Source organism: Hymenobacter montanus (assembly GCF_014699115.1).
Lineage (GTDB): Bacteria > Bacteroidota > Bacteroidia > Cytophagales > Hymenobacteraceae > Hymenobacter > Hymenobacter montanus.
The window spans coordinates 31823-46454 of the sequence record NZ_JACXAD010000027.1 but is presented as its reverse complement, the minus strand read 5'-3'; the positions used below and the strand labels follow the sequence as shown (position 1 = coordinate 46454).

At 60.9% G+C, this 14632-nt stretch carries 11 protein-coding genes; 8 read left to right on the top strand and 3 right to left on the bottom strand.

Annotation, left to right across the window (positions count from 1 at the left end; genetic code table 11):
• Window positions 1-67 precede the first annotated feature (67 nt).
• Window positions 68-1381, top strand: coding sequence for an argininosuccinate lyase (gene argH, locus IC235_RS19325; RefSeq protein WP_191006854.1), 1314 nt, complete (start codon window positions 68-70; stop codon window positions 1379-1381).
• Between the two features lie 141 nt (window positions 1382-1522).
• Here the strand turns inward: argH and IC235_RS19320 are convergent, their stop codons facing one another.
• Window positions 1523-2410, bottom strand: coding sequence for a hypothetical protein (locus IC235_RS19320; protein ID WP_191006853.1), 888 nt, complete (start codon window positions 2408-2410; stop codon window positions 1523-1525).
• 312 nt (window positions 2411-2722) lie between these two features.
• Between IC235_RS19320 and IC235_RS19315 the strand changes: the two genes are divergently transcribed.
• The 3 genes from IC235_RS19315 to IC235_RS19305 all read left to right on the top strand — a co-directional run bounded on the left by IC235_RS19315 (window position 2723) and on the right by IC235_RS19305 (window position 5176).
• Window positions 2723-3445, top strand: coding sequence for a PD-(D/E)XK nuclease-like domain-containing protein (locus IC235_RS19315; RefSeq protein WP_191006852.1), 723 nt, complete (start codon window positions 2723-2725; stop codon window positions 3443-3445).
• A gap of 128 nt (window positions 3446-3573) precedes the next feature.
• Window positions 3574-4176, top strand: a complete 603-nt coding sequence (locus tag IC235_RS19310; protein ID WP_191006851.1) for a TetR/AcrR family transcriptional regulator — start codon at window positions 3574-3576, stop codon at window positions 4174-4176.
• 73 nt (window positions 4177-4249) lie between these two features.
• On the top strand, window positions 4250-5176 hold the full coding sequence (locus tag IC235_RS19305; RefSeq protein ID WP_191006850.1) for an alpha/beta fold hydrolase: 927 nt from the start codon (window positions 4250-4252) through the stop codon (window positions 5174-5176).
• A 340-nt stretch (window positions 5177-5516) separates the two neighbouring features.
• Here IC235_RS19305 and IC235_RS19300 read toward each other — a convergent pair whose 3' ends face one another.
• Window positions 5517-6539 carry a J domain-containing protein gene (locus IC235_RS19300; RefSeq protein WP_191006849.1) on the bottom strand — a complete coding sequence of 341 codons (1023 nt, stop codon included), beginning with the start codon at window positions 6537-6539 and terminating at the stop codon, window positions 5517-5519.
• A gap of 45 nt (window positions 6540-6584) precedes the next feature.
• Window positions 6585-7487, bottom strand: a complete 903-nt coding sequence (locus IC235_RS19295; protein WP_191006848.1) for a histone deacetylase family protein — start codon at window positions 7485-7487, stop codon at window positions 6585-6587.
• Between the two features lie 1016 nt (window positions 7488-8503).
• Between IC235_RS19295 and IC235_RS19290 the strand changes: the two genes are divergently transcribed.
• The 4 genes from IC235_RS19290 (at window position 8504) to IC235_RS19275 (ending at window position 14593) form a co-directional block, all read left to right on the top strand.
• Window positions 8504-9667, top strand: coding sequence for a PcfJ domain-containing protein (locus IC235_RS19290; RefSeq protein ID WP_191006847.1), 1164 nt, complete (start codon window positions 8504-8506; stop codon window positions 9665-9667).
• Between the two features lie 57 nt (window positions 9668-9724).
• Window positions 9725-11251 (top strand): TROVE domain-containing protein, encoded by a 1527-nt coding sequence (locus IC235_RS19285; protein WP_191006846.1) that lies wholly within the window; start codon window positions 9725-9727, stop codon window positions 11249-11251.
• A gap of 276 nt (window positions 11252-11527) precedes the next feature.
• Window positions 11528-12379: a TIGR02452 family protein gene (locus IC235_RS19280; RefSeq protein ID WP_191006845.1), complete on the top strand. Its 852-nt coding sequence runs from the start codon at window positions 11528-11530 to the stop codon at window positions 12377-12379.
• 924 nt (window positions 12380-13303) lie between these two features.
• Complete coding sequence (locus tag IC235_RS19275) at window positions 13304-14593, top strand: PcfJ domain-containing protein (RefSeq protein WP_191006844.1); 1290 nt, start codon at window positions 13304-13306, stop codon at window positions 14591-14593.
• Window positions 14594-14632 lie beyond the last annotated feature (39 nt).

The following is a 14632-nucleotide window of genomic DNA, read 5'->3' as shown; positions in this document are numbered from 1 at the left end:
ATTCCAGCCTCCTAACCCCGATTTTAACTTTGCGAAACCTAACATCACCTTCGCGAAACCTTGCGCTATGAAGATTTGGGAAAAAGGATTTTCGATCAATGACACCATCGAGAAATTTACGGTGGGCCAGGACCGCGACTTGGACCTGCAGCTGGCCTATTTCGATCTGCGGGCCTCCCAAGCGCAGGCTAACATGCTGGCCAAAGTAGGCTTGATCTCAACCGAAGAGCGGGCCCAGCTCATTGCCGGCCTGGATGAGTTGCTGGCGCAAGTGGCCGCGGGCACCTTCCGGATTGAGGCTGATTTTGAAGACGTGCACTCCAAAATAGAGCACTATCTGACCGAAAAGTTTGGCGACGCTGGCAAGAAGATTCACACGGCTCGCTCGCGCAACGACCAGGTACTGACGGCTATTCAGCTTTTTATCAAGGATTATACCCAACGGATTGCCGCTCAGGTCGTGGCGCTGGTGGCCGTGCTGCTGCAAAAAGCCGAAGCGCACCAGGCCGTTTTATTGCCGGGCTACACCCATTTCCAGGCGGCCATGCCGAGCAGCTTTGGGTTGTGGTTTGCCGCGTACGCCGAGCATCTGCTGCTTGACCTGGCGCTATTCGAAGCCGCGCACACCGTGGCCGACCAGAACCCGCTGGGGTCGGGCGCGGGCTTTGGCAGCAGCTTTCCCATCGACCGGGAAATGACCACCCGGGAGTTGGGCTTCGGCCACGTGGCCGTGAGTGCCGTGGGCGCCCAGATGCTGCGCGGCAAAACCGAGAAAACCCTGGCGTTTGCCATCGCGGGGGCCGCGGGCACCCTGGGCAAGCTGGCGTACGATTTGGTGCTTTATAACAGCCAGGATTTGGGCTTCGTGACCCTGCCGCAGGAGTTCACCACGGGCTCCAGCATCATGCCCCACAAGAAAAACCCCGACGTATTCGAGCTGGTGCGGGCCCACGCCAATCGCCTGCAGGCGCTGCCCAACGACATTATGCTGGCCACCAGCAACCTGCCCAGCGGCTACCACCGCGACTTCCAGCTGCTGAAAGAATTGCTGTTCGGCCCAATGATGCAGTTCGCTGATTTGCTCGATATCCTGCTGTTTGCCCTGCCCGAAATCAAGATTAACTCCGGCGTTATCGAGCAGGCCAAGTACGACCCCATCTTCTCCGTCGAAAACATCAACCAGCTAATCCTGGCCGGGGTGCCGTTTCGGGATGCCTACCAGCAGGTGGGCCGGGCCGTGCAGGACGGCAGCTACGTGCCAAAGCGAGAGTTCCAGACCACGCACTTGGGCAGTATCCATAACCCCGGCCTGGCTGAAATTGCAGCTAAGCTTGAGTGGTGGAAGGAGCGGAGTCCGTTGCTAAATTCTCCAGTGGGCTAGGATACGCAACCTGGAGAATGGGGTAAGGCGCATAATCCGTTATAATAAACCGGCCCTATGAACTCTGATAGTCAGTTTAGTAAGGGAATTCTCTAATCATCGTATGAGCAGGGGATAGCGGCGCGGCGCAGGATCGCAGGGTTAGTGATGATGGTGATGATGGTGGTGCCCGCCAGTATCAGCGGGGCCTAAGGCTGCTTCCAGGCCTTCGACGGAGTGGTAGCTACTGCCAGAGGGCAGGTCGAAGGCATGGGAAGGTGGACGAGAGGAGTCGAGCCCACTAAACTGGACGTCTGGAAAAAACTCCCGCCGCAGCCGGTTGCGCAAGTCGTCGAACAGGCTGGACCGGCTGTCAGGATCTGGCGTAGCGTAATGCACCGCTAAGGCCAAGGAGGGTAGCGTGGCGGGCGAATTATGCTCTACGTACGCAAGCACCTCGGCTGGCGCTCGCACCTGTTCCGAGTAGATAACCTCGCAACGGGTTTGCTTTTCGAAAAAGTACAGTATTTCCCGGCAGTCATGCAATGAGCCTAGGGTAAGCACGGGCTTCACTACCTGATGCAGCGAGCCGGCGTCGCTGGGCAACGGGGCGAAGACGGAGCTGTAGGGCCGCTTGTCGGGCGACGTCAGGATGGGCGTATTAGCCCGCACCCGTTCCAGGTATTCGGCGCGTTTGAGGCTACAGTGGTCGTTGTGGGTAGCGTCCTGCACGTAGTAGGTGACACTATCGGTACGCAGGTCGGCAATAATGCCGTGGCGCTCGGTGGAGTCGGTGAAGCTGTGGGAGCGTACCTCCCTTCGCAGCCGGGGGCCATTCAGGGTAATGATGACGTAGTCTAAATCATCTCCTAAGGTGGCCTGGCGCTCTAGCAGCCGGATAGTACCCACGAAAAAGGCTGGTTCCGCTTTCTTCGGGGTGGTTCCCGCTTTCGACCCAGTGTTATTCTTATCGGTGTCGGACGGAGAACAGGCAAACAAGAGGAAGCTCAAAGCTGCTGCTATGGGCAGGCGCAAGGCATCAGTTGTCATCAGAAGCAGAAAAAACGGGATTATTACGCGTAAGCGGCGGTAAGATAGTGCGTAGCCAACGGCCGCTCTACGCTCGCTGATATTGTGAGATCAATTAATCCGCTCGCCATCGTTCTGATTCTGGAAAAAGTTAAACGCGGTTCTAAGTAGCAGCAGTGGGCAGTCAATCCAGGAATCGGTAGCCAAACTAAATAAGTGGCCAATCGAGGACTGCATCCTCATCTATGTCGGCCGAGCCGAAACCGCCCGCGGCCCGGACGAGTAGTAGCTACCAGGAGCTATTATGTTGAGTTTGCTGTTACCTTTTCACTTATGCCTGAAACCGATTCTTCCTTCCGCCGCCCCGACCTGCTGCGCCTCGACTACGATACTTACCGGGCCCTGCCTGCCGTTGCCAATTCCGACCTTTCGCGCCTGCGCGACGCGCTCGAAGGTCGTGCGCCCCGGCCTCAAAGCAGCTCCAACGAAGGGGCCCTGGGCTTCGGCACGGCTTTCCACACCGCCCTGCTCGAACCCGACGACTATGTAGCCGGCCAGCCCGGCCTCAACGACACCCTCGTGTGGTGGCTGGTGGAAGGAGTGAAGCTCAACTCCCAGCTGAACCGGCTGCTCGAAGAAGGAATTCCCGAAGCCAGTGTGCTGTTTACCGAGCCCACGACCGACACCCTGTGCAAGCTGCGGGCCGACCTCATTGTCGACCGGCCCGATCAGCCCTTCACCGTCATCGACTTTAAAACCACCATGGCGCGCGACGCCGACCAGTTCCTCTGGCAATGCTCTGCCTACGATTACGACCGGCAGGCCGCCTTTTACACCGATGCCCTGCACGCTGAACGGTTCTTGCTGGTGGGGGTGCAAAAAGTGGAGCCGTTCGGCGTCTTTTCCATCGAAGTGAGCGAGCAGATGCTAGCTGAAGGCCGCAGCAAGTACCAGCGCCTATTGCGCCTGCTCAAAGCCCCGGCCACCGCCCCGGCCTACCGCGCCGAAGCCGTACAAGCCGCTGTCGATGCCCTGGGCCTGTCCGAGGAGGAGTGAAAGCTCAGTAAAAGAATAAGTTGCAATGCTTAATCCCCACTTGAAAAAGTGGGGATTTTTTTATGCGCACCGCTAAATGGCAACTTACTTACTAGTTAGTAAGTAAAAAGTAGTAGCTTTGCGACCCTATGCCACTCCAATCTGCTCCCGCTGCCGTACCCGCCGATACCCGAGCCCGCATCCTCGATTTAGCCGAAGGGCTGCTGCTTGAGCGAGGGTTCAATGCTTTTAGCTACCAGCACATTGCCCGTGAGTTGGGCATTAAGCCCGCGGCGGTACACTACCATTACTCCAGCAAAGACGACTTAGGTACCGCCATCGTGGCTCGCCAGCTGCGGCGCCTGCGCAAGTGGCGCGACTTGCCCCGCGTGGCCGACCTGCCGCCGGCCGAGCAGCTGGAGGCCCTGCTGGCGGTGTATGATAGCCACGCCCGCCACGCCTGCCGGGTGTGCCTGTTCGGAGCCCTCGCCGCCGATTTCCGGACCCTGCCCGCGCCCATGCAGGCCGAGCTGCGCACCTTCAACCGCGAGCTGACGGAGTGGCTGGCTCAGGTGCTGGCCGCTGGGCGCGCCACCGCCAGCCTGCGCTTCGTGGGCAGCCCGGCGGCTAAGGCGGCGCAGGTGCTCACCACCCTGGCCGGGGCCCTGCAAGTAGCCCGCGTGCACGATGAAACGCCGTTTCAGCTCATTGTAGGGCAGTTGCGGCTCGAGCTTCTTTCACCTAATCCCTAAGCGCTGTGGGGCCGCGCTTACCGCGGTAACGGTCTTCGCTGCTTACTCATCTCTAATAACAGCCCGCCTCAGCATGATTAACACGTATTCTCCCGCCCATTACTTGGGTCTGGCTGATGAGCCGGTAGCCGCTGTGGCGCCCCGTCTGCGTTATCCTTCGCCGCCCCCGGCCTTGCGCTGGCTGCGGCTACAGCTCAAAGTGCTTGCCACGGTAGCTCCCGAGTTGGCCTTCCGGCAGGCCTGGAAGCTGTTTTGTACGCCCCGCCGACTACCCACTAAGCCCTGGGAGGAGCTTGCTCTGGCCACCGCCCGCCGCCGGACCTTGCCTTACGAAACGGGTCCTGTGGCGGTGTACGAGTGGGGGCCGGCGACCGCGCCGGCCGTGGTACTGGTACACGGCTGGGAGCTGCGGGCCAGCTTTTGGCGGGTTTGGGTGCCGCTGTTGATAGCGGCCGGCTACCGGGTCGTGGCGCTGGACGGCCCGGGGCATGGCGCTTCAGCCGGCCGGCAGGTCACCCTCACGACCTTCGCCGGAGCGGTGCAGGCCGTGGTGAATACATCGGGCGCGGTGCAGGCCATTGTGGCGCATTCATTCGGGGCGGCTTCGGTGGCGGGCTTACCGGTGCGGCTGCCGGCAGCGGCTCCACTGCCGCGCCTGGTGCTGCTCAGCGCGCCGGCGAGTCCGCGGGAGGTGGCTAGGCGCTTTGCGGATTTCCTGCATTTGTCGCCGCACTTCGTGGCGCGGTTTGCCGAGCACGTGCAGCACGCTACTGGGCGGCCCGCCGATTCGTTTGCGGCCGCGGCCGCTGGGCCCGGCAGCGGAGCCGAAAAGGTGCTGGTAGTGCACGACGAAGACGATGAAGTCGTGCCCTGTACCGAAGGCCGGCAGATTGCCGCCGCGTGGCCCGGTGCGGTGCTGCACCTTACGCGGGGCCTGGGCCACAACCGGCTGCTACGGGAGGCTGGTACCGTGCAATTTGTAATAGAATTTATAAAGTAACCTAACAGCTGCAAGCCAGCAGCGGGCCGGTGGCAGCCCCTGAACGGGGAGGCCATGGGCTTTTTTAGCCCCGCCGTGCCTATCTGGCGGGAGACGCCGAAGAGGCGCACTCACACCCGGCAACGACGTGTACTCCGGATAGACCCACAGGATTTCTGCTTTGCGTACTTGCGAGTATGCGCCTTACCCGGACAAGCAGCTCGTGCGCCCGCAATGGCGGCAGATGAAGCATTGCTTGCCATTCGGCGCCAACCCGTGCGTACTTGCTTCTGTCGTTTGCCGATAGATGGGCGACGACGGGACTTCCTAGCTTGAGCGCTTTTAGCCACGTTCAGCCAACTTATATCGTATCCAGCCCTTCGGCGGCCAGTTGCCGAAGCAGGTCGCGCAAGCTCTCGGGGGCTTGCAAAAGCCGTCCGACGTGCTGCACGTATTCGGCCTCGGCTCGCAAGTCGCGTTTGAGCTGGCGCAACTCCGCCTCCTGCTTTTTAGCCGACGTGCCCTGAAAACCGTGGGGCCCGTATTTTACCTCGTTCATTTCCTGCTTCAGCGCGACTTGCTGCTGGAGCAGGGCCTGGGTGTAGCGGGCCAGCACGTCGTCCGATTCGGCGTCGGCCGGACCTGATTCGGCCAGCAATTGTAGTAGCGTATAGAGGTCGTCGGCCTCGTAAGCCTCGGTGATGCGCTGCATCTGAGCCGTTTTGTCGGCTTGCTTTGTCGGGTCCTGCTCCAGGTCGGGGTGGTGAGCACGCGCCAGTTGCCGGTAGATGGTTTTAGCGTTAGACTCCAACTGCTTTTGCTCGGCCTGCGCCGCGCGCTCGGCGGCTTCCTGGGCCCGCTGAGCTTTGGTTTTGCGGTGCGCCCGGGCGTGGGCCGCCTGTTCGTGCGGCGGTAAAGTAGCGTGCGGAGTAGCCTCCGCAGAGTAGTCAACACCTGCTTTCCCGGGGTTTTGGGCAGTTGAGTTAGCGCCATTGCGGGGCGTGGCCGGGGCATACTTACCGATTATGGCGCTTTCGTCTTCCCCGAACCGCTCCGCTAGTGTCCGGGCATTGCCCAGAATCAGGTCGGTAATCTGCTGTTCCTCCAAGCGGCTGAAGTAGCTGAGCAGCAGCGCCTCTTCCAGGGCGGGGAACAGGGCGCGGCGGGCCGCTACCACCGCGCTGGCCGCCGGGCCAACCTGCTGCCAGTAGCGCCGGCGCGCTTCGGCCTGTTCGGTGCGTAGGTCGCGGAGCCGTTGCCGCAGGTTTTCGACGTCCAGAATAGCCTGCCGGAAAGCCTGCTGAGCGGCCGAGCCCCCGGCTTGCTCGTTCGCTCGAACGGGTACAATGATGGGTGCGGGCGACGAGGAATCAACTTCTTCCATTGATTACAAAGGTATAATTGACTGTCCTGAGGGAACAGATGACTGCTACGGCCACAATTCAAATGCTACCCGAAATGTGTTGCAGTGCGCGTCCACGATGTCGGCCAGCCGCTCGGAGTAGCCGCCGCCCATGGTCACGGCCACGGGAGTTTGGCAGGCGTGGCACAGGCCCAGCACGAGTTCATCGCGCTGTCGGCAGCCGGCCGGCGTCAGGGCGAGCTTGCCGAGCTTGTCGGTGGCCAGCACATCCACCCCGGCCTGGTAAAAGATGAAGTCGGGCCGGACCTGGTCTAGTAGCGCCGGCAGCGTATTGCCAAGCAGCCGCAGGTATTCGTCGTCGCCGGTGCCCAATTCCAACGCCACATCTAAGTCGGAGCGCTCCTTCCGTAGGGGGTAGTTGGCCCCGGCGTGCATAGAAAAGGTGAATACGCGCGGCTCGTGCCGGAAAATGGCCGCCGTGCCGTCGCCTTGGTGAACGTCCAGGTCCACAATCAAAACCTGCGTTGCCAGGCCCTGCGCCAGCAAGTGCGCGGCGGCAATGGCTTGGTCGTTGAGCACGCAAAAGCCCTCGCCCCGATCGGCAAAGGCATGGTGGGTGCCGCCGGCCAAGTTCAAGCCGATGCCCGCGCGCACTGCCTGCCGGGCCGATTGCAGCGTGCCGGCGCTGCTACTTCGCGACCGCCGCACCAACTGCGGGCTTTGCGGCAGGCCCAGGCGTCGGACCTCGGCCGGACTCAAGCCGAGGTCGCGCACTTTGTGCCAGTATTCGGCGGTGTGCACCCGCAGGATGTCATCCTCAGCGCAGAGCCCCGGCTCATAGAAATCCTCGGGAGCGGCAATACCCTGCCACAAGAGCTGCTCCCGGATCAGGGCGTATTTGGCGATGGGGAAGCGGTGCCCCGCGGGTAAATCCAGGGTGTAATGGTCGGATGTGGCAAGGCGCGGCATGTGGGCTATAGTACGGCGAAGCGGTTAGGTGAGGGTAAGCGGCTAATGGTTCGGTCGAATTAATCGGAATTAAAAAATGGCCTATTTGGTGTGATTACGCACTTTCGAAAAATTATTTGTGATTTATTTGCGAAATAATTTGCACGATTAAAATTGATTATTAATCTTTGTCGCACCAAAAGCAAACAATCATGTACAGACATCCACTACTCACCAGCAATTCGGATAAGATGCAGCCAGAGACGCTGCTTCCGCTCGGTACGTTTGCCTGATTCTAGCCTTCGCTAGAACCCGACACCGCCCGAGCCCATGACGCTCGGGTTTTTTGTTTCTATTCGGTTTATCAGCCGCTTAGCTCATTCAATCCATGCGCAGTATCCGCCTCAGTTTCCTGCCCCAGCAGCCTCAGCGCCGGCCCGATAGCGGCTTGCTGAAACGGTGCGGCCGTGCTTTTCTTCTTTGTTGGATACGTCGATAACTTCGGCGTAAATCACGCGAAATAGAAAAGCCCGGCCCGTAAAAGCCGGGCTTTTTCGTGTTATTAATTCCCAAATAAAAACCTGGTTTTTATTTGAACGGGTAAAATATGCCCAATCAATACTGAATTATTGAAAGCGGAATTAATTGCTTACTGACTTAAAAAAAGAAATACTCACTCCCCATTAACCCGCCTTTTTACCATGTTTTCTCTCTGCTCTAGAGTTCGTCGGCACGCCCCGTTCGGCGCCTTGGCCGCTCCGGCCAGCGTTCCCTCGCAAGCCCTGGCCCCTGAATGTGCGGCCACGAAACCGACCACAGCAGAGGCGTCTGATGCGGGCGCCCGCCACCCATTTTTTCTCACTAGCTAGGCTCTGTCTGCGGGCAGGCTCCCGCTTATGGCAAATCGTAATAAACCTATTTCAGCCGAAGCCCAACGTTGGCAAGAGGCTGGCGCTGTCCTTGCACAGCACAAAGACTGGCGTAAATGGCGCCCGACCAAGCAAGTTGACTACCTGTTTTCCTTTGCCTCGCCCCATTTGCTGTACGAGCAGCTGGGGGCCAATTCGGAATTGGCGCAGCTGTATGCCGCATGCGTAGTGGGTCAGCCCGCCGAGGCTCATGACAACGTTCGGGCAGTGCTGCTGGCGTTGGCAAGCAAGAGTAAGTCGCTATTACTGCGCCCCGAGTTAGCTCAGGGAGTTGCGGCGGTGGTTGAGCGCTATAACCGGCGAGTACGGGAAATCACCGACTGGACACCCAAGAGTAATAACGTTTTTCGGCAGTTCAAGAGCCTGGTTCGGCACTTGTTTGACCGGTACGGCAATGCTCCCGACTGGCTAATTGACTCCTGGACGCGGTCCGTGCGGCTGGAGGATGGCGTGGACCTGGCCGACCTCACGCTACACCTGGGGCAAGGAAGCTCGCTCCGTAGCTTTCCCAACTTGCCCGTGCCGCTCACCAAACGGCTGGAACACGGCATGCGGGAAGCACCCGCGGGCTGCACCTTCCGCGAAGCCCTGCGCTACGCCCAACTCGCGGCCCGCAACGCGCTGGCCTGGTGGGGGGGGGTGATGGAATCGCGCCTGGGCCGCGAAGCCCTGGTGGATGATGAGTTCTGGTTGAGCGTAGTAGACTTTTTCGTTGCTACGCCCATGGTGGACCCATGGCATTTCGGCCCCGTTTGCGACTGGATTTATCAGAAGCGCAGCGTGGGCATCGAGCCGGAGCCCGCCCAACCCGGCTTCTCGCTCAAGGGCCGGTCCCTGCCTTCGGTGCTGGCTCAAACGGAGCGTTGGCACCAGGCCCTGGCCCGGCAGCGCCGCCAATCGGGCGACGCCCCTGTGTCTACTGCTCAAACCCGTTGGACGGGCCTGCCCGTGGCCAACTTCCGGGCTGGATCGGTCAGTATCGAGCAACTCCTGACCTACGAACAGCTCGTGGAGGAGGGCCGCGCTCTGCACCACTGCGTAGCCACTTACCTGTATTCGTGTCGGCAAGGCCGCTGCGGCATCTTTTCACTCAAGGTGGACGGGGCGCGGGCCCTGACTATGGAAGTGTCGGCGCACCGCACGGTAGTGCAAGTGCGCGGCAAATACAACCGCCGGATGACCCCCATCGAACGCGGTTCAATAAATCAGTGGCTTGGCCAGGCCCGCCTGGTCTTGTCCAAACACGCCGGAGTAGAGGAGCAGTACGCCTAAAAGGCTGCCTTCAGCATTCGCTTCCTTTCTATAAATCAGCTACAAAATTCCCACATTATGCGCTTCAACTCCTTCTTCTCACGAAAAAGCGCCCCCACCGTAAACCACGAAGGGGCCGCTGCCTTCACCCTCACGCCCCAAATAGAATTGTACGCCGCGGTGGCTACGGCCGCCCTCAGCGACCAGTTCTATGAGAAGGCCGACACCCGCTTGCAGCGGTTGCGCGAGTTGGTGGCCCGGAACGAGCCTACTTTTGTGGCGCAGTTAGCAGTATATGCCCGTGAGAGCCTCAATTTGCGCTCGGTGCCCTTGGTGCTGTGCGTAGAATTGGCCCGCTTGCACCGCGGCGACAACCTCGTAAGCCGCTTGGTGGCCCGCGTGGTGCAGCGCCCCGACGAAATCACGGAGTTGCTGGCTTTCTACGCCCAGGCCAACGGCCGGGTCGGAACCAAAATCCTCAACCGCCTCTCCAAGCAGCTGCAAAAAGGGCTGGCGCTCAGCTTTAACCGTTTCGATGGTTACCAGTTGGCGAAGTACGACCGCAGTGGGGCTGTGCGCCTGCGCGATGCGCTCTTTCTGGTTCACCCTAACCCGAAAGATGCCGCCCAGCAAGCCCTGTTCGACCAATTGGTGCGCGGGGAACTGCCCACGCCCTACACCTGGGAAACCGAGCTGTCGGCCGCCGGCCAGCAAGCCTACGCCGACCCCACCGAGCGGGCCGCAGCCGTGGCCCGCACCTGGGAGGCGCTTATTGCCAGCGGCAAGCTGGGCTACATGGCCCTGTTGCGCAACCTGCGCAACATCCTCGAAGCCAACGTGTCGGCCGAGGCCATGACGCAAGTGTGTGCCACCCTAGCCGACCGGACCGCAGTGGCGCGCAGCAAGCAACTGCCCTTCCGGTTTTTGGCCGCCTTCCGCGAGGTGAAAGCCTTGTCCGGCGGGCCCGTAGCGTCCGTACTCGCGGCGCTGGAAGATGCCATTGCTCACAGCGCGGCTAACCTGCGCGGTTTCGGCGCCGAAACCCGGGTGGTGGTAGCCTGCGACGTGTCGGGCTCCATGCAGCAGCCCATTTCGCCGCGCAGCAAGGTCTTACTCTACGACGTGAGCCTAGTGCTGGGGATGTTGCTCCAGAGCCGTTGTCAAAACGTGGTTGCCGGCATGTTCGGTAGCAAGTGGAAGCGCATCAGCCTGGCCCGGGGGCCCGTGCTCCGCAACGTTGAGGAGTTCTACCGCCGCGAAGGGGAGGTTGGCTACAGCACCAACGGCCACCTCGTGGTTCAGGACCTGCGCCAGCGGCGCGAGGTAGTCGACAAGGTGATGATTTTCACCGACGTGCAGCTTTGGAACAGCAACGGCGACGGTGGTACGATAGCTCAGGAATGGGCCGCCTACCGCCGCAGCGTGGCCCCCAATGCCCGCCTCTACCTCTTCGACCTGGCCGGGCACGGCGCCACTCCACTACAGGTGCGCCCCGAAATGGGGGTGGCCCTCATCGCGGGCTGGTCCGACAAGATTTTCGACGTGCTCACGGCGCTCGACAATGGCGGCTCCGCGCTCATTGAAATCGCGAAAGTAACCCTGTAAATCAATTTGAAAAGCGGCCGGACAGTAAAGCGGAACCTCCGGCCGCCGCGGCGCAAGGTGCCGTAGGCCGGGCCTACTTCGCGGGTGCCAGGAGGGCCGTTTCGGCGGCAAGGGTTCGATTCCCTTCACTCATTGTGGCCAGGCCGCTTGTTGCTCTTGCTTGTGGACTCATCAACAGTAGTTTATTCAACATTAGGCAGACCCGGGAATGACCTTATTTTTACTAAAGCGGCCGTCGTTCCCGGGCCGCTGTTCAACAACTTCAGCCTTTTACTCATGAACCGCGACATTCGACTGCGCATTGCCCAAAGCACGCTCGCCGCGCTGGCGCAAGGCCGGTATCAATCGCATAATAACCAGATAGTCGGGCTGGCCGATGCTCAGCGGGCCGCCGAAGCCGGCAGCCGGCTCTACCGGCCCACCGATGCCGATGATTTGCTACGGGAGTTCGACCAGCCCGGTGGGGTACCAGCGGAAGTGCGGGTGTACGCCGCCACTACCTTGCAAGCCGCCGCGGCACTGGTCGGGGCCGGTGGCCGGGTCGGCTGCCTGAACTTTGCTTCGGCCCGCCACCCGGGCGGTGGGTTCCTGGGCGGCAGCCAGGCGCAGGAAGAAAGCCTGGCGCGCTCGTCGGGGCTGTACCCTTGCCTGACGCAGTTTCAGGAAATGTATGCCCATAACAGCCGATCCGAAAGCACGGGCCTCTACAGCGACTACTTCATCTACTCGCCAGGCGTGCCGGTTTTCCGGAGCGAAGCCGGCGAGTGGCTGGCCCAGCCCTTTCGGATTGATGTACTCACGGCCCCAGCCGTCAATGCCGGGGCGCTGCAGCGCAACAACCCGGAGCTGTTGTCGGAATTGCTGCCCACCATGCGGCGCCGCCTCCGACTGGTGCTGGCCGCGGCCGCCCGACACGGCATCGATACCTTAATTCTGGGGGCCTGGGGCTGTGGGGTGTTTGCCAACGACCCCATGCAGATTGCTGAGTTGTTTGCCGAAGCCTTGGCCGAGCCCAACATCCGGGGTCGATTTCGCCGCCTCGATTTCGCGGTGCACGACCCCAAGCCACCCCAGGCCGTCCTGCAGGCGTTCGAGCGCATCCTAGAAACCATTCCGCTAACCGTTTAATCATTTTCATTCTAAGTGCCGAAATGAGGAAGACGGCTGCTCACTAGGAGCAGTCGTCGGCCGGGACGGTGCCGCCGCGCTGGCGGTGGCCCGCCCCAACCCGGCTGAATCCGCCTGGTTCAGGTGCCGTAGGTGAGCGCTACTTCGCTGGTTGAAAGAACTGCTCCACGAGCAGTTTAGTTGGGTTCGACTCCCCCTCCGCCGCTTCGGCTGCGGTTGACACGCCCGCCGCCCGTTGCCCTGAATTTCGGATAAAGCCAGTAAATACGTTTCCGGATGGGTACCGTAGCTGGGCTTTTGCTTGGCATCAACAAAACCGTCCCCGGTTGCCCCCCAGAAACAGAAACAGCGTATTGGGTGCCGTAGGTGGGCGCTACTTCGGATACAGCTCCGCAAGGAATACGGGTTCGAGTCCCGTCCGGGGCTTAAAAACCCAGGTGGCGAAATTGGTAGACGCACTGTTAGTTCGCCCCCCGCTTTTTGCCCCAATACGTTAATGAGCCAACCCCTGCCGGGTGTCGTAGTTCGGCCATACTTCGCGCTTTTAACGCCCAGGACGCGGGTTCGAATCCCGCCGGAAGCTGCTGTAAAGCGGCGGCCGTAGCTCAGTGGTAGAGCAGGACTAGGAGGCCTGGCGCTTGTTGCCCCGGCAGGGGAAGGAGTTGAAAAGGTGTCGTCGAGCAGTCTTACTTCGTCTATAGAATCTGTTGACTGCTCAGTCTTTTACCCTTTTCAGCTTTATTTTCTTAACTGACCACGCCTCACCGGGCCTTTGCCCTGGCCAGTGGTCGGATTCTTTAACTGCCATTCCGGTGGCCTAACCAGGTTTTTGCTCATGTTCAGATGTCCTAAATGCTTCCGCGCTGCTGAATCATTCTGTCACTTTTCGCTGGCTACCGGGCCTGCCCTGGTCGCCGCTTCTGTATGGCTAACCGTAACAAACCCATTCCGGCCCACCTTGCGAGCACGCAACGGGCCGTAGCCGTGCTGGCCGGGCATGTCAACTGGCGCAAATGGTCGCTCGTCCGGCAAATTGAATTTCTGTTTCTGGCCGAGTCCGCGAAAGATTTCTACGCCCAAGTCGGGGCTGATTCGATGCTGGGCCAATTGTATGCGCACTGCCTAAATGGTCGCTCGAAGGTGGAGCGCCAGCACAGCAAAACGTTTCTGTTGGCCCTGGCGGGCCAGCGCAGCACGCTGCTTACCCGGCCCGACCTGGCCGCGAGCCTGGGGATTCTGTGCACCCATTACCGCGTTCGTCTGCGCTCACTGGCCGACTGGACTCCGCACCGCAAAAACGTGCACTTCCAGCTCGAAAGCCTCGTGCGCCACCTGTTCGACCAGTACGGCGACATACCGGCCTGGGTAATTGGCGCCTGGACGGCCACCCGCACGGCCAACCTGGGCCTGAACCTGGCGGAGCTAACCATCCACCTGGGGCAGGGCCGCTCGCTGCGCAGCTTCCCGAGCCTGCCCGTGCCGCTCACCAAGCGGATGGAGCACGAAATGCGCCAGGCTCCCGCCGGCTGCACCTTCCTCGAAGCCTACCGCTATGCCCAACTGGCCGTGCGCGATGCCCTCGACTGGTTCGGAGTGGTACTGGAGTCGCGGCTCGGGCGCGAAGTCGTGGGAGCCGATGATGATTTCTGGCTGGGGGTGGTCGACTTTTTTCGCGCCGCGCCCATGGTCGACCCGCGGCAGTTTGGCCCGGTCTGCGACTGGATTCATCAGAAGCGCAGCGTGGGAATCGGTACGGAGCTGCCGCAGCCCGGCTTCTCGCTCAAAGGCCGGACCATGGCCAGCGTGCTCGCCCAAACCGAAGCCTGGCACCGCAGTCTGGCCCGGCTACGCAGCCACACCCACAGCCTCTTGCCCTTCGAGACGGCTTGGGCGGGGTTGGAGGTGCCCAACTTTACGGGCGGTGACGAGGGGCGCGTGCACATTATGCAGCTTACTAACTTCGGCCAACTGGTGGAGGAGGGGCGGACCCTGCAACACTGCGTGGCGTCGTATGTAGACTCGTGTCGGCGCGGGCGCTGCGCCATTTTCTCGCTTCGGTTTGATGGTCGTCCGGCCGTCACGCTCGAAGTAACCCCGGAGCGCATCGTGGTACAGGCCCGGGGTCGCCATAACCGCTCCATGGCCGCCGACGAGCGGTTCTGGGTCAACCGCTGGCTGGGCGAAGCCCGGCTGACGCTCGCAAAACACGTGTAAGACCATTATTTTTTGCTGTGAATTAAATTCAACCAAGGC